Annotated in this window: 17 protein-coding genes; 10 read left to right on the plus strand and 7 right to left on the minus strand. The window is 73.1% G+C overall.

Translation table 11 applies throughout. The features are described from left to right. Positions 1–17: 17 nt before the first annotated feature. Positions 18–1,079 (minus strand): ATP-dependent DNA ligase, encoded by a 1,062-nt coding sequence (locus ACZ6C6_RS29000; protein WP_469206870.1) that lies wholly within the window; start codon positions 1,077–1,079, stop codon positions 18–20. A gap of 97 nt (positions 1,080–1,176) precedes the next feature. On the opposite strand from ACZ6C6_RS29000, the gene ligD reads away from it, so the two are divergent. The 5 genes from ligD to ACZ6C6_RS29025 all read left to right on the plus strand — a co-directional run bounded on the left by ligD (position 1,177) and on the right by ACZ6C6_RS29025 (position 6,361). Next, positions 1,177–2,187, plus strand: coding sequence for a non-homologous end-joining DNA ligase (gene ligD, locus ACZ6C6_RS29005; protein ID WP_469206914.1), 1,011 nt, complete (start codon positions 1,177–1,179; stop codon positions 2,185–2,187). Beyond that, positions 2,184–3,245 carry an ABC-2 transporter permease gene (locus ACZ6C6_RS29010; RefSeq protein WP_469206872.1) on the plus strand — a complete coding sequence of 354 codons (1,062 nt, stop codon included), beginning with the start codon at positions 2,184–2,186 and terminating at the stop codon, positions 3,243–3,245. The genes ligD and ACZ6C6_RS29010 overlap by 4 nt, the downstream gene beginning before the upstream one ends. Positions 3,246–3,391: 146 nt before the next feature. Continuing rightward, on the plus strand, positions 3,392–4,339 hold the full coding sequence (locus ACZ6C6_RS29015) for a multicopper oxidase domain-containing protein (RefSeq protein WP_469206874.1): 948 nt from the start codon (positions 3,392–3,394) through the stop codon (positions 4,337–4,339). Between the two features lie 86 nt (positions 4,340–4,425). Beyond that, positions 4,426–4,680, plus strand: coding sequence for a WhiB family transcriptional regulator (locus ACZ6C6_RS29020; protein ID WP_018100193.1), 255 nt, complete (start codon positions 4,426–4,428; stop codon positions 4,678–4,680). 97 nt (positions 4,681–4,777) lie between these two features. Next, positions 4,778–6,361 carry a GMC family oxidoreductase gene (locus tag ACZ6C6_RS29025; RefSeq protein ID WP_469206876.1) on the plus strand — a complete coding sequence of 528 codons (1,584 nt, stop codon included), beginning with the start codon at positions 4,778–4,780 and terminating at the stop codon, positions 6,359–6,361. Positions 6,362–6,384: 23 nt separating this feature from the next. On the opposite strand, the gene ACZ6C6_RS29030 is transcribed toward ACZ6C6_RS29025, so the two are convergent. Continuing rightward, positions 6,385–7,299 (minus strand): chitosanase, encoded by a 915-nt coding sequence (locus ACZ6C6_RS29030; RefSeq protein ID WP_469206916.1) that lies wholly within the window; start codon positions 7,297–7,299, stop codon positions 6,385–6,387. Positions 7,300–7,371: 72 nt separating this feature from the next. Here ACZ6C6_RS29030 and ACZ6C6_RS29035 point away from each other — a divergent pair, with 72 nt between their 5' ends. Further along, on the plus strand, positions 7,372–10,791 hold the full coding sequence (locus ACZ6C6_RS29035) for a hypothetical protein (protein WP_469206878.1): 3,420 nt from the start codon (positions 7,372–7,374) through the stop codon (positions 10,789–10,791). Between the two features lie 36 nt (positions 10,792–10,827). Here ACZ6C6_RS29035 and ACZ6C6_RS29040 read toward each other — a convergent pair whose 3' ends face one another. The 4 genes from ACZ6C6_RS29040 to ACZ6C6_RS29055 all read right to left on the minus strand — a co-directional run bounded on the left by ACZ6C6_RS29040 (position 10,828) and on the right by ACZ6C6_RS29055 (position 14,763). Further along, positions 10,828–11,796 (minus strand): acyl-ACP desaturase, encoded by a 969-nt coding sequence (locus tag ACZ6C6_RS29040; RefSeq protein WP_469206880.1) that lies wholly within the window; start codon positions 11,794–11,796, stop codon positions 10,828–10,830. A 172-nt stretch (positions 11,797–11,968) separates the two neighbouring features. Further along, positions 11,969–13,600, minus strand: coding sequence for an ABC-F family ATP-binding cassette domain-containing protein (locus tag ACZ6C6_RS29045; RefSeq protein ID WP_469206882.1), 1,632 nt, complete (start codon positions 13,598–13,600; stop codon positions 11,969–11,971). A gap of 307 nt (positions 13,601–13,907) precedes the next feature. Next, positions 13,908–14,321, minus strand: a complete 414-nt coding sequence (gene ssgD / locus ACZ6C6_RS29050; protein ID WP_469206884.1) for a spore wall synthesis regulator SsgD — start codon at positions 14,319–14,321, stop codon at positions 13,908–13,910. A 148-nt stretch (positions 14,322–14,469) separates the two neighbouring features. Next, complete coding sequence (locus ACZ6C6_RS29055; RefSeq protein WP_469206886.1) at positions 14,470–14,763, minus strand: YciI family protein; 294 nt, start codon at positions 14,761–14,763, stop codon at positions 14,470–14,472. Between the two features lie 68 nt (positions 14,764–14,831). Between ACZ6C6_RS29055 and ACZ6C6_RS29060 the strand changes: the two genes are divergently transcribed. After that, positions 14,832–15,494, plus strand: a complete 663-nt coding sequence (locus ACZ6C6_RS29060; RefSeq protein WP_469206917.1) for an endonuclease V — start codon at positions 14,832–14,834, stop codon at positions 15,492–15,494. Positions 15,495–15,535: 41 nt separating this feature from the next. On the opposite strand, the gene ACZ6C6_RS29065 is transcribed toward ACZ6C6_RS29060, so the two are convergent. Then, positions 15,536–16,726, minus strand: a complete 1,191-nt coding sequence (locus tag ACZ6C6_RS29065; protein WP_469206888.1) for a saccharopine dehydrogenase family protein — start codon at positions 16,724–16,726, stop codon at positions 15,536–15,538. 214 nt (positions 16,727–16,940) lie between these two features. Between ACZ6C6_RS29065 and ACZ6C6_RS29070 the strand changes: the two genes are divergently transcribed. Genes ACZ6C6_RS29070 through ACZ6C6_RS29080 form a run of 3 tightly spaced genes read left to right on the plus strand, consistent with a single transcriptional unit; the run spans position 16,941 to position 20,507 of the window. Continuing rightward, positions 16,941–18,101, plus strand: coding sequence for a CaiB/BaiF CoA transferase family protein (locus ACZ6C6_RS29070; protein WP_469206890.1), 1,161 nt, complete (start codon positions 16,941–16,943; stop codon positions 18,099–18,101). Beyond that, complete coding sequence (locus tag ACZ6C6_RS29075) at positions 18,101–19,243, plus strand: acyl-CoA dehydrogenase family protein (RefSeq protein ID WP_469206892.1); 1,143 nt, start codon at positions 18,101–18,103, stop codon at positions 19,241–19,243. Before ACZ6C6_RS29070 ends, ACZ6C6_RS29075 begins: the two co-directional genes overlap by 1 nt. Positions 19,244–19,292: 49 nt before the next feature. Next, positions 19,293–20,507: an acetyl-CoA C-acetyltransferase gene (locus ACZ6C6_RS29080; protein WP_469206894.1), complete on the plus strand. Its 1,215-nt coding sequence runs from the start codon at positions 19,293–19,295 to the stop codon at positions 20,505–20,507. The last annotated feature ends 3 nt before the right edge of the window (positions 20,508–20,510 follow it).

Consider the following 20,510-nt stretch of genomic DNA (forward strand, 5'->3'; position numbering starts at 1 on the left):
GGCCTGTTCACGACGGCTCAGCCGCCCGCCAGCACTTCCGCGAGGTCGTAGCGGACGACCTCCTCCAACTGTGCGTACGTGCAGCTGTCCGGCGTACGGTCGGGCCGCCAGCGGCGCCACTGGGCGGTGTGCCGGAAGCGGTCGCCCTCCATGTGGTCATACGCCACCTCGCAGACCCGCTCCGGCCGCAGCGGCACCCAGGACATGTCCTTCTTGCCGGACCAGCGGCTCGGGGCGCCGGGCAGCCGGGCACCCGCGTGCGCCTCGGCCTCGGCCCAGGCACGCCACGGGTGGTCGTCGGCGTCGGTCAGCAGGGGTTCCAGCTCGGTGACGAGTTCGGCGCGACGCTTCATGGGGAAGGCCGCGCACACCCCTACGTGCTGGAGCGCGCCGGCGTCGTCGTACAGGCCGAGGAGCAGCGAGCCGACGACCGGGCCGCTCTTGTGGAAGCGATATCCGGCCACCACGCAGTCGGCGGTCCGCTCGTGCTTGATCTTGTACATGGACCGGACGTCCGGCCGGTACGGCGCGTCGAGCGGCTTCGCGACGACCCCGTCGAGGCCCGCGCCCTCGTACCGCTCGAACCACTCCTCGGCGCGGGCCGGGTCGGTCGTGGACGGGGCCAGATGCACCGGCGCCGACGCCCCGGCGAGCGCCGCCTCCAGGACCGTGCGCCGGTCCGCCTGCGGGGTGTCAAGGAGCGAGTCGTCGCCCAGCGCCAGCAGGTCGAAGGCGATCAGCGCGGCCGGTGTCTGCCCGGCCAGCAACCGCACCCGGGACTCGGCGGGGTGGATGCGCTCGCTGAGCCGGTCGAAGTCGAGGCGGCCGTCGTGCGCGACGACGATCTCGCCGTCCACCACACACCGCTCCGGCAGATTCTCCCGGACGGCATCGACCACCTCGGGGAAGTACCGGGTGAGCGGCTTGCCGGTCCGGCTGCCGATCACCACCTCGTCACCGTCCCGGTGCACGATCGCCCGGAAGCCGTCCCACTTCGCCTCGTACTGCATGCCCGGCGGAATCCGCTTCACGGACTTGGCGAGCATCGGCTTCACGGGTGGCATCACCGGCAGGTCCATGGCCCGATTGTGACCCGTAAGGCGACCGGAGTCTCCCGATGTGCGGCATATGTGTGCCCGGCCTACGGTGGCCGACATGGCAGCAGCGGGCACAGCGGTGGAGCTGGACGCGGCCGGGCGGGCGGTCCGGCTGTCCAATCCCGACAAGGTCTACTTCCCGGCGAAGGGCTACACGAAGAGGGACGTCGCCGAGTACTTCCTCGCCGTCGGCCCCGGCATCCTGCGCGCCCTGCGAGACCGGCCCACCACCCTCCAGCGGTTCGTGGACGGCGTCGAGGGCGAGTTCTTCTACCAGAAGCGCGCCCCCAAGAACCTCCCCGAGTGGATCCCCACCTCCACGATCGCCTTCCCGAGCGGGCGGTCCGCCCGGGAGATGTGCCCCACCGAGGTGGCCGCCGTCCTCTGGGCCGCCAACCTCGGCACCCTCACCTTCCACCCCTGGCCGGTCCGGGGCGGGGACACCGACCACCCCGACGAACTCCGCATCGACCTGGACCCGCAGCCCGGCACCGGATACGCCGACGCGGTCCGCGCCGCCCACGAACTGCGCGGCGTCCTGGAGGAGCACGGGCTGCGCGGCTGGCCGAAGACGTCCGGCGGGCGCGGCATCCACGTCTTCGTGCCCATCGAGGCGCGCTGGACGTTCACCGAGGTGCGGCGCGCGGCCATCGCGGTCGGGCGGGAGCTGGAGAGCCGGATGCCGGACCAGGTCACCACCGCCTGGTGGAAGGAGGAGCGCGGCGAGCGGATCTTCGTCGACTACAACCAGACCGCCCGCGACCGCACCATCGCCTCCGCCTACTCCGTACGGCCCTTCCCGCACGCCCCGGTGTCCGCCCCGCTGCGCTGGGAGGAGGTGGACGACGCCGAGCCCCGCGACTTCGACCTCCGCACCATGCCCGTGCGGTACGCGGAACACGGCGACGTGCACGCCGACATGGACCAGGAGGCCTTCCGCCTGGACTCGCTGCTCGAACTCGCCGACCGCCACGCGAGCGACGGCGGCCCAGGCGACCTGCCCTACCCGCCCGAGTACCCGAAAATGCCCGGCGAGCCCAAGCGCGTGCAGCCGAGCCGCGCCCGCCGCGACAAGGACGACGAGGCGTGAGCGATCCCGAGCACGGGGCACACGGCCGGCCGCTGACCCGGGGCCAGAAGTGGCAGGGCTTCAAGGAGTCCCCGTACTTCCCGGCGATCGTCCTGCTGTTCATCCTGTCCGCCGCCGCAGGGCTCTTCGCCGGCTCCTACACGTACGCCATGGCCAACCCCACCCCGCACAGCGTCCCCACCGCCGTGGTCAGGGAGCCGGACACCACGCGCGGCCGGGAGTTCGTCGCCGCGATGGACAAGGCCCTCGACGCCTCCCTGGTCATCCACGTCTACCCGACCGCGGCCGCCGCGCGTGAGGCCCTGGAGGAGCAGCGGGTCTTCGCCATCGTGCGGTCCGGCGAGCGGGGCGTGTCGCTGGACGTGGCCGCGGCCTCCGGGGCGGCGGTCGCCCAGCTGCTGGCCGAGTCGGCCGTGAAGGTGGGGGACACGCTGGACATCCCGGTCGCCGTGCAGGACGTCAAACCCCTCCAGAAGGGCGACCCGCGCGGGCTCGCGCTCTTCTACATCTCGCTCGCCGCCGTCATCGTCGGCTTCGTGGGCGCCATCCAGCTCAGTGTGCACGCCCGTGCACTGATCCCGGCCGAACGGATCGGCTTCACGGTCCTCTACTCGCTGCTCGGCGCCTTCGCCATCGCCGCCGTGGTCGACTGGCTGCTCGGGGCGGTCGACCTGCCGTTCGTCGAGTCCTGGCTGATCCTCGCCTTCACGATGTTCACCTCGGGCATGGTCTTCACCATGTTCAACACCCTGATCGGCCGCTGGGCGATGCTGCCGACCTGGGGCGTCATGGTGCTCCTGGGCAACCCGTCGTCCGGCGGTGCCGTCTCCTGGCCGCTGCTGCCCTCGCTCCTCGGCCACATCGGACGCTGGCTGCCCCCGGGCGCCTCCGTCAACGCCCAGCACACCGCCGTCTACTACCAGGGTCACCAGCGCGTCTTCCCGTATCTGGTCCTCGGGGTCTGGGCGCTGGTCTCGTGCACGGTCTTCTGGGTGTGGCGCCACCGGCACCCCGGCGGCCGCGAGCACATGCCGCAGCACGCGGCGACGGTCACCTGATCCGCGGACGCATTCCGCGACTCGCCCACCGGCCTTGACGGCCCTGAGGCGGACTTTGTCCTTACTGTGGGTAAGCGATTTTCCCGGGTCCGTCACGGCCCGTCGCCACATCCTCGGCAGCACCCGTCAGCAGTGGGGAGTTCGACATGGACCGCAGAAGTATCAGCCGGCGGATGCTGATGGGCGGCGGGGCCGTGGCGGCGGCGGGGGTGGCGTCCCTGTCCCTCCCGGCACCCGCCGCCGCCCTGCCCCACCCGGCACGGCGAGCACCCGCCGGGGGAGTGGTCCGGCACATCCGGATGTACGTGGAGAAGCTCCCGGACGGCCGGATGGGCTACGGCCTGGAGAAGGGCAAGGCCACCGTGCCGGGCCCGCTCATCGAGCTCAACGAGGGCGACACCCTGCACATCGAGTTCGTGAACACCCTGGACGTGCCCGCCGGGCTGCACGCGCACGGCGTCGACTACGACATCGCCAGCGACGGCACCCGGATGAACCACAGCACCGTCGAACCCGGCGCCACCCGCACGTACACCTGGCGCACCCACACCCCCGGCCCGCGCCGCGACGGCACCTGGCAGCCGGGGAGCGCCGGCTACTGGCACTACCACGACCACGCCGTGGGCTCCGACCACGGCACCGGTGGCATCCGCGACGGGCTCTACGGGCCGCTGGTCGTCCGGCGCCGGGGCGACGTCCTGCCGGACAAGACCATCACGATCGTCTTCAACGGCATGTCGATCAACAACACCCCGGCCGGGAAGAGCCCGGACTTCACGACCACGCTCGGGGACCGGCTCGAAGTCGTCATGATCACGCACGGCGACTTCTACCACACGTTCCACATGCACGGTCACCGCTGGGCGGACAACCGTACGGGCATGCTCACGGGGCCCGACGACCCGAGCCGGGTGGTCGACACGAAGATCGTCGGACCGGCGGACTCCTTCGGCTTCCAGGTGATCGCGGGCGAACACGTGGGCGCGGGCGCCTGGATGTACCACTGCCACGTGCAGAGCCACGCCGACCGGGGCATGGGCGGGATGCTCCTCGTGGCCGACCGGGACGGCACCGTACCCGGACACGACGGCTAGGGCCTCTTGTTCGGATCATGGCCGGCGGACGCCCCATTGACGCGGCGTTGATCAGTCGTTTATCGCGACGGGGCAATGTGGTCGCCATGCTGATCAACACCGCGACCGACCCCGCCTTCTCCTGGCAGGAGACAGCACTGTGCGCCCAGGCGGGCCCCGAGTTCTTCTTCCCCGCCCCCGGCAGCTCCACCCGTGAGGCCAAGCAGCTCTGCAACGCCTGCGAGGGACGGCAGGCGTGCCTGGAGTACGCCCTCGACAACGACGAGCGCTTCGGCGTGTGGGGCGGCCTGTCCGAGAAGGAGCGGGAGCGGCTGCGCAGAGTTGGCCGCGAGCGGGCCTGAAACAGCCCCGTACGTGCGAGACTTCGGCCGCCACCGTTTCCGTACGCGGACCCCGTGACCGCGACGGAACCCGCGTCGACCTGGAGGAGAAGCCGAGTTGAGCGAGTACGACTACGTCGTCGTCGGGGCGGGTTCGGCCGGCTGCGTGCTGGCCGCTCGGCTGTCCGAGGATCCCACCGTGCGGGTCGCGCTGGTCGAGTCGGGCGGACCCGACCGCAAGCAGGAGATCCGCGTCCCGGCCGCCTTCCCGCAGCTTTTCAAGACCCCGTTCGACTGGGACTTCAGCACGGTGAAGCAGTCGGAGCTCGGCGGCCGTGAGCTGTTCTGGCCGCGCGGCCACACCCTGGGCGGCTCCTCCTCGATCAACGCCATGATGTGGGTACGCGGACACCGCGACGACTACGACGCGTGGGCGGCGGCCGCCGGGCCGGACTGGGGCCACGACGCGATCGTGCCCTACTTCCGGCGCGCCGAGCGCTGGTCCGGCCCGGTCGGCGACGGCACGGTGTACGGCACCGAGGGCCCGCTGCACATCGCGCCGCCCCGCAGCCCGTCCCCGCTCACCGAAGACTTCGTCACCGCCTGCCGCGACGACGGCCTGACGTTCCTGCCCGAACTGAACGCGCCCGACCACAGCGGGGTCGCCCTCACCCCGGTCAACCAGCGGCGCGGACGGCGCTGGAGCGCGGCCGACGGCTACCTCAAACCTGCCGCCCGGCGCGCCAATCTGGACATACTCACACACACCCGCGTCCGCGCCCTCGCCTTCGAGGGAGACCGGGCCACCGGGGTGGAGACCGAGAGCTCCGGCACGCTCACCGCCCGCCGGGAGGTCATCCTCAGCGCCGGTGCCATCGGCTCCCCGCACCTGCTGCTGCGTTCGGGTATCGGCGACCCCGGCGAACTGCGCCGCGCGGGCGTCGAGGTGCGCGCGGCGTCACCGGACGTCGGCCGCAACCTCCAGGACCACCTGTCCTTCGCGGTCACCCTGCGCTGCCCGCGCCCGGTCACCATGACGGGCGCCGACACCCCGGTGAACATCGCCCGCTACCTGCTCACCGGGCGCGGACCGCTCAGCTCCAACCTGGCGGAGGCCGTCGCCTTCGTGCGCAGCGCCTCCGCACCGGCCGCCCCGGACCTGGAACTGATCTTCGCCCCGGCCCCGTTCATCGACCACGGGCTGACCCCGCCCACCGAACACGGCATCACGATCGGCGTGGTCCTGCTCCAGCCCGAGAGCACCGGCCGCATCACCCTGGACTCGGACCACCCGGACCCCCGTTCCGCCCTGCGCATCGACCCGGGCTACCTCGCGGCCGGTACCGATCTGCGGCGCATGATGGACGGCGTCCGCCACGCCGAACGGCTTTTCGCCCACACGGCTCTCGCCCCGCACACCTCGACGCCCATGGGCCACTACCCCGGGGCGGTGGACGACGACCGCCTGGCCGAGGCGATCCGGACCGGGGCGGAAACCCTCTACCACCCCGTCGGCACCTGCCGGATGGGCGACGACCCCGGATCGGTCACCGACCCCCGGCTCCGGGTGCGCGGCGTCCGGGGCCTGCGCGTGGTCGACGCCTCCGTCATGCCGCGCATCACCCGGGGGCACACCCACGCGCCCACGGTCGCCATCGCCGAGAGGGCCGCCGAACTGATCAGACAGGACGCCCGGGGCTGACGGGTGTAGCGGAAGGTCCGGGATCACGACGGGATGCGGAACGTGTCCCCGTACATCTTCCAGGTCAGCGGCGGCTCCAGACCGAAGTTCTCGTCCTCCAGGAAGACGCGCTGCGCGGTGTCGATGCGTGAGGTGTCGTGCTGCTGGTTCTTCTTCGACTTCATCACGGCCCGCGCGGTGTCCAGGAAGATGTCCAGGTACGCCGACTCGTCACCGCCCTCCGCGACCGTGTCCGCCTCGGCCAGCGCCGCCTGCCGGATGCCGTAGAAGGAGTCCGCCTCGTGCCCGGGGCCCTGGAGCACCATGGTGTCGAAGTAGATGAACTGGCCCAGCGCGCCGAGCCCGTCCAGCTTCGCCAGACGCACCGCCGGCTCGAAGTACTGCTTGTCGCGGACCTCCTCCTGCGCCTTGCGGAACGCCGGGTCCCCGGCCGCCTTCTTCCACGCCCCCGTGAACCCCGGGTCCAGGCCCTCGTGCGACCCGGTGCCGTCGACCTTGCGCAGCGCGGGCAGGTACGGGGCGAGCGGGTTGTCCGGGTGGTCCTTCGTGAACGCCTCGACGAACGCCAGCATGTCGTGCGTACCGGAGCAGAAACCGACGAGACCCGCCGCGTATCCGGTGCCGTCTCCGCTGTCCTCGATCGTCGCGTACTGGGTGCGCCAGTCCAGCGTCGAGCCCTCCGCGCTGGCCAGCAGCTGCCACGCGATCTCGCGCATCTTCGGCGCGGCGAGCCCGGCCGGCGCCCCGTCGACCCGCTCGTTCATCTCCGCGCGCTCCTCGTCGTCCGCGGCCGCGAACGGGTCCGGGTTCACCGGCCCGGTGGCCGACGCCTCGGCGGCCTTGGGGGAGTCCGTGGGAAGCCCGGCGTCGTCGCCGGTGTTGAAGACGAGGGCGACGGCTATCGCCAGCGGCGCACCGATGAGAACGAAGCGGGTCACAGGTTTCACCGGCACAGCGTACGGTCCCCGCCCGCCCCCGGGTGGCACACCCCCGCACGGCAGAATCGCCGCATGACCGACGCCCTGCTGAAGTCCCTCGACCCGCTTCCGTATCCCCGGCGCATGCGCGAACTCGCCACCCGGGCCCGCGTTCTGTCCGCTTCGGGGGAATTGCGTCGTGTCCTGGACGAGCTGGACCGGCGCGGCCCCTACGAGCGGGGCCTCGCCGTCGTCGCGGCGTCCGTCGGCGGCGACGCGGAGTGGATCGCGGCGCACCTCGCCGACCCGGACCCCTTCGTGCAGGGCCACGCCCTGCGGGTCGCCCGGAGCCTCGGCGTCCCCGACGAGGCGTACGCACAGGCCCTGGACGACCTGCCCCGCGCCGCGCGCCGCCGCCTGCTGCGGGCGGTCGTCCACGACCGGCGCACCGACCTCGCCGCCCGGCTCCTCGACCAGGTCCGCGCCGACTGGGGCGACGCCGAGGCGGCCGTGCTGCTGCCCGGCTGCTCCGCCGGCACCGTGGCCCGGCTGCTGCCCGAGCTGCTGTACGCCGTACGCGGCTGGAGCGGCCTGGGGCGCCGCCACCCCGGTCCCCTCCTGGACGCCGTCGAACGGCAGCTCGCCGAACTGCCCGAGCCGCAGCGCCCGGAGTGGTGGCAGCGGTACGCCCCCGGGATCGCCGCCACCGCCGCCGCCCGCCCCTCCCGCGTCCTCGAACTGCTCGACCGCTTCGGCCCCGCCACCCTGCCCTGGCCGCTCGCCCGCCGCCTCGGCGCCCTCGCCGCCGCCGACCCGGCCCGGACCGCCCGGCTGCTGTTGCGCCCGGAAACCCGGCCGATGCTGGAGCACGGCGCGCGCCGGGTGCCCGACGGCGTGCTTCGCCGCCTCGCCCGCACCGCCCCGGAAGGGCTCGTCGTGGAGCTGGGCCTCGCCATGGCCCAGGACTCCGCGGGCCTCGCCCGGCTCCTCGCCGCCCTCCCGCCCGGCCGCCGCGCCGGCGTGCACGCCTCGGTCACCGCCGGGCGCGGCCCGGGCGGCCCCGCCGTCGACGCGGACCTCCTCGACGCACTGCCCCGCAGCGGCGTCGCCGACGAGGCCCGGCGCATGGCGGACCGGGCCGCCGAACGCGGCGAGGACTGGCACACCGTGCTGCTCGCCCAGTCCTACCTCCCGGCCGCCGAGGTGTGGGACCGGCTCCTCGCCGCCACCCGCAGACCGGCCGCCGGCGACCGGGCCCTCGTCTGGCCGCTGCTCGTCCGCAACGCCGGGCGCACCGGCGCGCCCGGGCCCGTCGCCGTACTCCTGGACGACATGGCGAGGCTCCGCAACGAGCAGGACCCCGTCCGCTCGGCCGCCCTCCTCGCCCTGGCGGACATCCCCGCCGCACTGTTCACCGAGGCCATGGAACCGGCCCTGGACCGGATCGCGGCCGACGCCGTCGAGGCCCGGGACTCCTCCTACGCCACCCGCCGCGCCCTGAGCACCCTCGCCGTGCGGCTGCTGCGCGAACACGTCGCCACCGGCCGCCGGGCCCCGGGCCCCGACGCTGCATTCCCGTCTGCCGGGCGGACGGGAATGCGACGACAGGGCCTGGTCAGCTGGTCGCTGCGCACCCTGGTCCGGATCTCCGGCAACACCGGCGGCGCCGACCTCGGCCGGCTCGACCGCACCCTGCGCCGGGACCAGGAGCACGACGTGTTCGAGGCCCTGCGGCCCTGGCTGGAGGCGGGCGCGGAGAAGAGCGACTACGGGCTCGCGTTCGCGCTCGTCCGGGCGCTGGGCCGTCGCGCCGCCGGGCTGCCCGAGCTCCAGGACCTGCTGTGGCAGGCGATCCGCTACGGCTCGGTCACCACCGCGCGGACCGCCGTCCGGCTGTGGCTCGAACCGGACACGGACCGGGGCGAGCGCGTCGAACGGCTGCTCGCGCTCGACCCCTCGGCGGGCACCCTGCCCGAAGTGCTGGCGGTCCTCACCCGCACCCGGACCGATCTCCTCGACCCGTACCTCGCGACCCCGCCGCCGCACGGCCGCTTCCTGACCCCCGGCCGCCCCTGGACCGTCCACCCCGGGCCCGAGATCCGCCGCTGGGTGCCCCGCCAGCACCGCGCCGCCGCACGCGCCCTGCGCCACGCGGCGCGCGACGGGAAGCTGCCGCTGCACGGGCGGGCGCGCGCCGTCGCCGCCCTGGCCCGCATCCCCGGGACCGGCGCCGAGGCGCTGGGGGAATGGACCGGCTCCGACGACGTCGTGCTCGCCGAGGCGGCGCTCACCGCGCTCGGCCACACCGACCGCGCCCCCGAGGTGCTGCCCACGCTGCTCGCGCACACCGGGGACGACCGCGCCCGGGTCGCCGTCTTCGCGGCCGGCCGGGCCTCCCAGGACGTCCGCCCCTCAGTCCTCGCCCCGATGCTCCGCGCCCGGCTGGCCCCGGGCACCGGCAAGGTCACCAGCCGCAAGGAGGCCGTCCGGCTCGCCGTGGCCCGGCTGCCCCGGGAGACCGCCGCCGACCTGGTCACCGAGGGCTACGAGGCCCCCGGCCAGCACCCGGACGTCCGGGCCGCCTGCGTGGCCGGGGCGATCGGGCTGCTCGGGGACGCGCGGATGTGGGGGCTGCTCGCGGACGCCGCAGCCGGGCCCGCCGTGCTGCGCACCGCCGTCCTGCGCGTGCGGCCCATGGACCTGCCCGGTGCGCACCGCACCGGCTACGCGCGCCTGGTGCGCGAGGTGTGCGGCACGGACGACGAGGAGCTGGCGGCAGCCGCCCACGCCGTGGTGGCCCGCTGGATACCGTGGGAGCCGGGCATCTGCGAGGTGCTGGCCGCCGCCACGACGGACCTGGCGCGCCGCCGCTCCTGGCGCTCGGCCGCCGACGCGCTGGCCGGTGCCGCGCCCGCCGCCTCCGGAGAGGCCGCGCGGGCGCTGATGGGCGCGCTGGGCACCCTCACGGACTCCGTGGCCATGGACGACGCGGGCAGCGACCGGGACCGGCCCGAACGGCAAAGGGCCGTGCACCTGGTGAACCGCCTCGCCTCGGCGGCCGGGGCGCGCCCCGACGCGACCCTGCGCTCCGTGCTCGCCGCCGCCGGCGACCGGCTGGCCCGCCACCGCGACTACGTACCGCAGGCCGCGGAGCTGCTGGCCAGGGCGGTGGACCCGGAGAGCGGGGCGGACGCGCTGCACGCGGAACTGGACCGCATCGCCCTGCTGCTCACCGGCCGGCCCGTGCTCGCCGCCCGCATCGCCCTCCTGTACGCCACGCACCACGGCGACCCGCAGGGCGAGGACGGGGCGGCGACGCTGGTCGCGGTGGCGGGGCGCCTCGCCGAGGACGGCGGCCTCGCGCACGGCCTGCTGGCGGTGCGGCTGGTCGCAGCCGGCGGGCGGCACACGGGGTGGACCGGTCCGTGGCGGACCCAGCTGCGGCTGCTGCGGCGCCACCCGGAGGCGGAGGTGCGCGACGCGGCGTACGCGGAGGTGACGGTCCGGGAGTGAGCGGTCTCCCGGAGCGTCACCTCGGCGCGGTCGGGCCTAGGCGCGGGCGGCCATCCGGGCCTTGCGGGCGGCCAGCTTCTCGTCGAACTTCGCGGCCTCGGTGTCCAGGCCGTGCATGTACAGGCCTAGCTCCTCCTGCGCCTTCAGGCCCTCCGGGCCCAGGCCGTCGATGTCGAGGACCTTCAGATAGCGCAGCACCGGCTGGATGACGTCGTCGTGGTGGATGCGCATGTTGTAGATCTCACCGATCGCCATCTGCGCGGCGGCCCGCTCGAAGCCGGGCATGCCGTGGCCGGGCATCCGGAAGTTGACGACGACGTCGCGCACGGACTGCATCGTCAGGTCGGGGGCCAGCTGGAACGCCGCGCCCAGCAGGTTGCGGTAGAAGACCATGTGCAGGTTCTCGTCGGTCGCGATGCGCGCCAGCATCCGGTCGCAGACCGGGTCGCCCGACTGGTGTCCGGTGTTGCGGTGCGAGACGCGGGTCGCCAGCTCCTGGAAGGCCACATAGGCCACGGAGTGCAGCATCGAGTGCCGGTTGTCGGACTCGAAGCCCTCCGCCATGTGCGCCATCCGGAACTGCTCCAGCTTGTCCGGGTCGACGGCACGCGAGGTGAGCAGGTAGTCCCGCATCACGATGCCGTGCCGGCCCTCCTCGGCCGTCCAGCGGTGCACCCAGGTGCCCCAGGCGCCGTCGCGGCCGAAGAGCGTGGCGATCTCGTGGTGGTAGCTGGGGAGGTTGTCCTCGGTGAGGAGGTTGACCACGAGCGCGATCTTGCCGATGTCGGTGACCTTGGACTGGTCGGACCGCCACGCCTCGCCGTCCTCGAAGACGCCGGGGAAGTTGCGCCCGTCCGAGAAGGGGACGTACTCGTGCGGCATCCAGTCCTTGGCGACCTTGAGGTGCCGGTTGAGCTCCTTCTCGACCACCTCTTCCAGGGCGAACAGGAGATGGGCGTCGGTCCACGCCTGTGAACTGCCGAGGTGGGGAGAAGTAATGGTCACGAGGGCTCCTGGGGACGGGAGATTTACCTACGGCTTCGTAGGTTACGAGACCGTAGGTTAAAGCGGCGGTAAGGCTCTGGCCAAGCCCGAACGGGCGAGCGCCGCTCACTCCGCGTGATCGGAGGCGGAGGGGGTGGGCTCCCGGCCCGGCGCCCACCCCCTCGTTCGTGCGTCACAGACCGGCGCGTACCTCCTCTGCCGTGGTGTCCCGCAGCTCGCCGTCGAGCAGCAGCCAGCGGGTGATCCCCAGCGATTCCAGGAACGGCACGTCGTGGCTGGCCACGACGAGCGCCCCCTCGTACGCCTCCAGCGCCTCGGTCAGCCGTCGTACGCTCGCCAGGTCGAGGCTGTTCGTCGGCTCGTCCAGCATCAGCAGCTGGGGCGCCGGTTCGGCCAGCAGCAGCGCGGCCAGCGCCGCCCGGAACCGCTCCCCGCCCGACAGCGTCCCCGCCGCCCGGTCCGCCCGCGCACCCCGGAAGAGGAAGTGCGCGAGCCTCGCCCTGATGTGGTTGTTGGTGGCGTCCGGGGCGAACCGCGCCACGTTCTCCACCACGCTCAGCCCGTCGTCCAGCACGTCGAGCCGCTGGGGCAGGAAGCGCAGCGGAACCTCGGTCACCGCCTCCCCGGACACCGGTGCCAGCTCACCGGCGAGCGTACGGAGCAGCGTGGTCTTGCCCGCCCCGTTGCGGCCCACCAGTGCGATGCGCTCCGGACCGCGCACCTCGTACTGGCCCCGGACCCGTGCCCCGTACGCGAGTTCCAGATCGCGCAGGACCAGGACGCCGCGGCCCGGGTGGACCCGGGTGTGCGGCAGCTCGACCCGGATCTCGTCGTCGTCGCGGACCAGCTCGACGGCGTCGTCCAGGCGCTCCTTCGCCTCGGCCAGCCGCTCCGCGTGCATGATCCGGTGCTTGCCCGCGGACTCCTGGGCGGCCCGCTTGCGCGCCCCCATGACGATCTTGGGCTCGCGCTTCTGCTCGTACATCTTCTGTCCGTACCGCTTGCGCCGGGCCAGTTTCACCTGGGCCTCGGCCAGTTCGCGCTTCTGCCGCTTCATGTCGGCCTCGGCGACGCGCACCATGCGTTCGGCCGCCTCCTGCTCGACGGCCAGCGCGGCCTCGTACGCGGAGAGGTTGCCGCCGTACCAGGTGACGGTGGAGTCCCGCAGGTCGGCGATCTGGTCGACCCGCTCCAGGAGTTCCCGGTCGTGGCTGACGACGACGAGCACCCCCTGCCAGGCGTCGACCGCCGCGTACAGCCGCTGCCTGGCGTACGGGTCCAGGTTGTTGGTCGGCTCGTCGAGCAGCAGCACATCGGGCCGGGCCAGCAGCAGCGCGGCCAGCCGCAGCAGCACGCACTCGCCGCCCGACATCTCTCCGATCGTGCGGTCGAGCCCGATGTGGCCGAGGCCCAGCCCGTCGAGGGTGGCGCGGGCGCGCTCCTCGACGTCCCAGTCGTCGCCGACGGCGGCGAAGTGCTCCTCGCCGACGTCACCGGCCTCGATGGCGTGCAGCGCCCGGCGGGCCGTGTCGATCCCGAGTGCCGCGTCGACGCGCAGCTCCGTGTCCAGGACCAGGTTCTGCGGCAGATAGCCCACTTCACCGGAGACGCTGATCCGGCCCGCGGTGGGTTCGAGTTCCCCGGCGAGCAGCCGGAGCAGGGTCGATTTTCCGGCCCCGTTGAGGCCGATGAGCCCCGTGCGGCCGGGGCCCACGGAGAGCTGGAGGCCGTCCAGGGCCCGGCCGCCGTCGGGCCAGACCAGGGAGAGGGCGGAGCAGGTGATGTGGGTGGTGGGGGTAGACATGAGGAATCTCCCGGTTGCGAGGAAGGACAGGGCAACGGGGCGAGACACCGGCCACTGGCATTCGACGCATTCCGGCGGAAAACCCGGTCATGCGGAGGGAAGGCCCTGGTCGCGGAGGACGGCTCGGAGAGCTGAGGTCGCACTCGGGCGCGCGGACACGGCAGAAGCCGGTCATGGCACGCGACACGGTGTCTCGGGACCTCAGACCTTCAACGGCCTGCTCCATTCGACGACGACAAGGACACCGGAAACGGTACGCGGGGCGGGCAGCGGGAGCAATCGAATTAACGGCCGCCCCGGAACGGAGTCAGTGGGGGCCGAACAGCTCGGTCAGATTCCGGTCCAGGTCCAGGAACCGGTGCTCGTGGCCGCAGGGCACCAGCTCCTGGGCCCGCCGCAGGAACCGCCGCAGATCCGCGGTGCGCACGTGCACCATCGCGATCCCCTCGGCGGCGTGGAACTCCAGCACCGTGCGGTCGTAGCCGAACGGCCTGATCCGTACGTCCCCGAGCCCGGACGGCACCTCCATCCCGGCGGCGAGCAGATCCCGGGAGAACTGCCAGGACACCTCGGTCCCTTCCAGCGTCGCCGGCGCCGGGAACGCCATGCGTACGGCGAAGGGATCCGCCCGGTCGTAGCTCAGGACGGCGGGCAGCGTCTCCATCTGCGGCGCGGACGCCACCATGCGGGCCTCTACGGACTGTTCGATGACCGTGGACACGAACCTGCTCCCTCTCGCGACCGGACGAACGATTCCCGGCACCCGTAGAGACGACGGAAGCCGCCGATCCGTGCACCAGGAAGCGGCGTGAGCTGTATCACCGCACACCGCTGCCCGTTCACCTGCCCCGTTACGGGCGGAGCACCCGTCAGAGCTGCTGGCGGTAAGGGGCGAGCGCGTCCGAGGTCTTGGTGGCGATGAACTCGGTGATCCGGTACGCGCACACGCCCTCGACCACGAACGGATCGGTGGCCGCCAGCCGTTCGATAGCCGCCCGGTCGTCCCCGACCGCGAGGATCACCCCGCCGTCCCGGGGGTTCTTGCGCCCGGAGGCGATGAACACCCCGGCCTCGTAACTCCGGTCGAGCCAGGCCACGTGCGCGTCCAGCGTCGCGTCGACGCGGTCCATCGGGGCGGTGTAGGACAGCTCAAGTACGAACATGATCTCAGGCTACCGGCGGGGGTGTTGGGGGCACCGCCTAGGGTGGACGCACCATGACAGCGCTCCACATGCCCTCCGATGCCGCCGAAGCCCGTGCCCTCCAGGACGCCCTGCGCGGCAGGGTGATCCTCGATGAGCCGGGTCCGCCCCCGGCGACCGGCCGGGTCACCGGGGTCGACGTCGCCTATGACGACGAACGCGACATCGTGGCGGCGGCGGCCGTCGTGCTCGACGCCGCGACGCTGGAGGTGGTGGAGGAGGCCACCGCCGTCGGCCGGGTCAGCTTCCCGTACGTCCCGGGGCTGCTGGCCTTCCGCGAGATCCCGACGGTCCTGGCCGCCCTGGAAAACCTGGCCGCCGACCCCGGGCTCGTCGTCTGCGACGGGTACGGCAGGGCCCACCCCCGCCGCTTCGGCCTCGCCAGCCACCTCGGCGTCCTCACGGGGCTCCCGGTCATCGGCGTCGCGAAGAATCCGTTCACCTTCACCTACGAGCAGCCCGGCCCGGAGCGCGGGGACCAGTCGCCGCTGCTGGACGGGGCGGAGGAGGTCGGCCGGGCCCTGCGCACCCGGGCGGGCACCAAGCCGGTCTACGTCTCGGTCGGGCACCGCACCGGACTGGACAACGCCGTCGCGCACACCCTCGCGCTCGCCCGGGACTTCCGGCAGCCCGAGACGACGCGCAGGGCGGACGCCCTGTGCCGCAGGGCCCTGCGCGAGGCGACCGGCTGAGACCGCGACCGCCCCTCCCGCGACCGCCCCCCCGCGACCGTTCAGCGCACCGCCGCCACCCGGAACCGCAGACCGGCCGCCACCAGCCGGTCCAGCAGCGCGTCGCCCATCGCGGCGGCCGTGGTGACCTGCCCCGAGGTGGCCGGCAGCTCGTCCAGCGCCAGGCACAGCGCGGACTCGGCGAGCATCTTCGCCGTCTCGTCGTACCCCGGATCGCCGCCCGACACTTCCGTGAACACCCGCCGCCCACCGCCCTCGCCGACGAACCGCACGGTGAACCAGCTGCGCAGCCTGCGCTCCGCGTCCGGGCCCGCGCCGGGCTCGTAACGCCCCATCAGCCACTCCCGCGCGGCCGGCACCTGCGCGGCACCGAGCAGTACGCCGAGCGCGGCGGTGCCGCCGAGGGCCACCGGGAGGCGCTTGACCGAGGCGTAGTGGCGGTAGCGGAAGTCGGGGCCGTAGCGGGGCAGCGCCTTCGCCGAGCGGGCGATGATCCGCGCGTCGAGCGTCGGCAGCGGAAGCGCCCAGGTGCCCGTCTCCGGGCTGAAGCGGGGGCGGCCGAGCGGGGCGTGGACGCGGCGCCCGGCCGGCCGGGGCTCGTGCAGCCGGCGCTCCTTCGCGGCGCGCGCCGTCTGCGCGCCCCGGCCCATCGCGGTGAGGGCCGAGGCGAACGTACCGCCGGAGAAGACGGCGTTGCTGCGGACGAAGCCGTCGATGCGCAGCGGCACGTCCGCCGGCAGCTGCCGGACCGTGAAGTAGGCGCCGAGGTCGTGCGGCACGGAGTCGAAGCCGCAGGCGTGCACGATGCGGGCGCCGGTCTCCCGGGCCCGGGTGTCGTGCGCCACGTACATCCGGTCCACGAACTCCGGCTCGCCCGTCAGGTCCGTGTAGTCCGTTCCCGCCTCCGCGCAGGCGGCGACCAGCTGTTCGCCGTACCAGACGTAGGGGCCGACGGTCGTGGCCACCACGTGCGCGGACTCGGCCAGCACGCGCAGCGAGTCGGAGTCGGCCGCGTCCGCCTCCAGCAGGGGCAGGTCCGTACAGCGCGGATCGAGGGCGGTCAGCCGGGCGCGCAGCTTCTCCAGCTTCGCGCGGTCGCGTCCGGCCAGGGCCCAGCGGAAGCCTTCGGGGGCGTGCCGGGCCAGATACTCGGCGGTGAGCGCGCCCACGAAGCCGGTGGCGCCGAAAAGGACTACGTCATAGGGGCGTGCGGGCCCGTTCTGCCTGTTCACGAAAGCCTCCACGGAGGACGGCGCCGGACGGAGCGAGCAGAGGTTAGCGCGGCCCCCCGTGGCGGTGTGCGGGCGGGAGGGGGTCATGGGGGAGTATCCATGAGTATCCGCGAGAAGAACTAAGCGCTTGCTCGGCCCAGGGGGTTGTGCGGAGCGCGGTGCGTTCTTAGCATCATCGATGTTACATCAGTTGTGTCATACCGCTGGGGGCTCGATGGCGAGTACAGGTAACGGCCCGCGCGGCCCGCGCGGTCCCCTCGACGGGCTACGGGTGGTGGAGCTCGCCGGCATCGGGCCCGGCCCCTTCGCCGCGATGCTCCTGGCCGATCTGGGCGCCGACGTGGTGCGCGTCGACCGCCCCGGCGGCGCCGGGCTCGGCATCGACCCGGCCCGCGACCTCACCAACCGCAACAAGCGCTCCGTGCTGGTCGACCTCAAGGCCCCGGACGGCCCGGCCACCGTCCTGGACCTGGCCGCCCGCGCCGACGTCCTCATCGAGGGCTACCGGCCGGGCGTCGCCGAACGCCTCGGCGTGGGCCCCGACGCCTGCCTGGCCCGCAACCCGGACCTGGTCTACGGGCGGATGACCGGATGGGGCCAGGACGGGCCGCTCGCCGAGCGCGCCGGGCACGACATCGCGTACATCGCGCTCACCGGCACCCTCTCCATGATCGGCCGGCCGGACGAGCCGCCCACCGTCCCCGCCAACCTGGTCGGCGACTACGCGGGCGGCTCGCTCTACCTCGTCATCGGCGTCCTCGCCGCCCTCCAGCACGCCCGTACGCCCGGCGGCACCGGACAGGTGGTCGACGCGGCGATCGTGGACGGCGCCGCCCACCTCGCCACGATGATCCACGGCATGCTCGCGGCCGGCGGCTGGCAGGACCGGCGCGGCGCCAACCTGCTGGACGGCGGCTGCCCGTTCTACGGCTCGTACGAGACCGCCGACGGGCAGTACATGGCGGTGGGCCCGCTGGAGCAGCGGTTCTACGACGAGTTCGTCGAGCTCCTCGGCATCGCGGACACCGCCCCCGACCGGAACGACCTGGCCCGCTGGGAGGAACTGCGCGGCGCCGTCGCGGACCGGTTCCGCACCCGCACCCGCGCCGAGTGGACCGAGGTCTTCGACGGGTCGGACGCCTGCGTCGCGCCCGTCCTCTCGCTCCGCGAGGCCCCGCACCATCCCCACCTCGCCGCCCGCGCCACCTTCGTGGAGCACGGCGGACTCACCCAGCCCGCGCCCGCGCCCCGCTTCTCGGCCACGCCCGCGTCCGTGCGCAGCGGGCCCGTCCTGCCGGGCGCGGACACCGAAGCCGTCGCCGCCGACTGGGACGTCCCCGGCCTGCGGACCACCCGGAAGGACACCACTCCCTGATGCAGCGGCAGATCTTCACCGAAGAGCACGACGCGTTCCGCGAGACCGTGCGTACCTTCCTCGCCAAGGAGGTCCTTCCGCACTACGAGCAGTGGGAGAAGGACGGCATCGTCTCCCGCGAGGCGTGGCGCGCCGCCGGACGGCAGGGCCTCCTCGGCCTCGCGGTGCCCGAGGAGTACGGAGGCGGCGGCAATCCCGACTTCCGCTACAGCGCGGTCCTGGCCGAGGAGTTCACCCGGGCCGGCACCCCCGGAATCGCGCTCGGACTGCACAACGACATCATCGGCCCGTACCTCACCGGTCTCGCCACCGAGGAGCAGAAGCGGCGCTGGCTGCCCGGCTTCTGCAGCGGCGAGACCATCACCGCCATCGCCATGACCGAACCCGGCGCCGGGTCCGACCTCCAGGGCATCCGCACCACCGCCGAGGACAAGGGCGACCACTGGCTGCTCAACGGTTCCAAGACGTTCATTTCCAACGGCATCCTGGCCGACCTGGTGGTCGTCGTCGCGAAGACCACCCCGGAGGGCGGCGCCAAGGGCCTCTCGCTGATCGTGGCGGAGCGGGGCGCGGAGGGCTTCGAGCGGGGCCGCAACCTCGACAAGATCGGCCAGAAGTCGCAGGACACGGCCGAGCTGTTCTTCAACGACGTGCGCGTCCCGAAGGAGAACCTGCTCGGCGAGCGCGACGGCGCCTTCATCCACCTGATGACCAACCTCGCCCAGGAACGCATGGGCATAGCCGTCGCCGGGATCGCCGCCGCCGAACACCTCCTGGAGATCACCACCGCGTACGTCAAGGAGCGCGAGGCGTTCGGCCGGCCGCTCGCCAAGCTCCAGCACATCCGCTTCGAGATCGCGGAGATGGCCACCGAGTGTGCCGTCACCCGGGCCTTCCTCGACCGCTGCATCGTGGACCACTCCGACGGCACCCTCGACGCCGTGCACGCCTCGATGGCGAAATGGTGGGCGACCGAACTGCAGAAGCGCGTCGCCGACCGCTGCCTCCAGCTGCACGGAGGCTACGGCTACATGGCGGAGTACCCGGTGGCCCGGGCGTTCACCGACGGCCGCATCCAGACCATCTACGGCGGCACGACCGAGATCATGAAGGAGATCATCGGCCGCTCGCTGCTCGCCTGACCCGCTTCCCGGACCACGCTCGCGCCACCACCCTCGAAAGGCAGCTGTCTTGAGTACCGAAGCATTCGTCTACGACGCGATCCGCACCCCGCGCGGTCGCGGCAAGGCCAACGGCGCCCTGCACGGCACCAAGCCCATCGACCTCGTCGTCGGCCTCATCCACGAGATCCGCGACCGCTTCCCCGGCCTGGACCCGGCCGCCATCGACGACATCGTCCTCGGCGTGGTCAGCCCGCTCGGCGACCAGGGCTCCGACATCGCCCGGATCGCCGCCATCGCGGCCGGCCTGCCCGACACTGTCGCGGGCGTCCAGGAGAACCGCTTCTGCGCCTCGGGCCTCGAAGCCGTCAACCTGGCCGCCGCCAAGGTGCGTTCGGGCTGGGAGGACCTGGTCCTCGCGGGTGGCGTCGAGTCCATGTCCCGGGTGCCGATGGGCTCCGACGGCGGCGCCTGGGCGATGGACCCGATGACCAACTTCGAGACCGGCTTCGCCCCGCAGGGCATCGGCGCCGACCTCATCGCCACCATCGAGGGCTTCTCCCGCCGCGATGTGGACGAGTACGCCGCGCTGTCCCAGGAGCGCGCCGCCGAGGCGTGGAAGGACAACCGCTTCGCCCGGTCCGTCGTCCCCGTCAAGGACCGCAACGGCCTCGTCGTCCTCGACCACGACGAGCACATGCGCCCCGGCACCACCGCCGACTCGCTCGCCGCGCTCAAGCCGTCCTTCGCGACGATCGGCGAGATGGGCGGCTTCGACGCGGTGGCGCTCCAGAAGTACCACTGGGTCGAGAAGATCGACCACGTCCACCACGCGGGCAACTCCTCCGGCATCGTGGACGGCGCCTCCCTCGTCGCCATCGGCAACAAGGAGACCGGCGAGCGCTACGGCCTGACCCCGCGCGCCCGTATCGTCTCCGCCGCGGTCTCCGGCTCCGAGCCGACCATCATGCTCACCGGCCCCGCCCCCGCCAGCCGCAAGGCGCTCGCCAAGGCCGGGCTGACCATCGACGACATCGATCTCATCGAGATCAACGAGGCCTTCGCCGGGGTCGTCCTGCGCTTCGTCCGGGACATGGGCGTCTCCCTCGACAAGGTCAACGTCAACGGCGGCGCCATCGCGCTCGGTCACCCGCTGGGCGCCACCGGCGCCATGATCCTCGGCACCCTGATCGACGAGCTGGAGCGCCGGGACCGGCGCTACGGCCTCGCCACCCTGTGCGTGGGCGGCGGCATGGGCATCGCCACCGTCATCGAGCGTCTCTGACCG

The organism is Streptomyces sp. NPDC041814 (assembly GCF_055590565.1).

Coding starts and splice junctions, on each gene's coding strand:
- ACZ6C6_RS29070 (WP_469206890.1), top strand. CDS start 16,941: ATGGCGAGTACAGGTAACGGCCCGCGCGGCCCGCGCGGTCCCCTCGAC.
- ACZ6C6_RS29075 (WP_469206892.1), top strand. CDS start 18,101: ATGCAGCGGCAGATCTTCACCGAAGAGCACGACGCGTTCCGCGAGACC.
- ACZ6C6_RS29055 (WP_469206886.1), bottom strand. CDS start 14,763: ATGTTCGTACTTGAGCTGTCCTACACCGCCCCGATGGACCGCGTCGAC.
- ACZ6C6_RS29000 (WP_469206870.1), bottom strand. CDS start 1,079: ATGGACCTGCCGGTGATGCCACCCGTGAAGCCGATGCTCGCCAAGTCC.
- ACZ6C6_RS29020 (WP_018100193.1), top strand. CDS start 4,426: ATGCTGATCAACACCGCGACCGACCCCGCCTTCTCCTGGCAGGAGACA.
- ACZ6C6_RS29035 (WP_469206878.1), top strand. CDS start 7,372: ATGACCGACGCCCTGCTGAAGTCCCTCGACCCGCTTCCGTATCCCCGG.
- ACZ6C6_RS29045 (WP_469206882.1), bottom strand. CDS start 13,600: ATGTCTACCCCCACCACCCACATCACCTGCTCCGCCCTCTCCCTGGTC.
- ACZ6C6_RS29015 (WP_469206874.1), top strand. CDS start 3,392: ATGGACCGCAGAAGTATCAGCCGGCGGATGCTGATGGGCGGCGGGGCC.
- ACZ6C6_RS29060 (WP_469206917.1), top strand. CDS start 14,832: ATGCCCTCCGATGCCGCCGAAGCCCGTGCCCTCCAGGACGCCCTGCGC.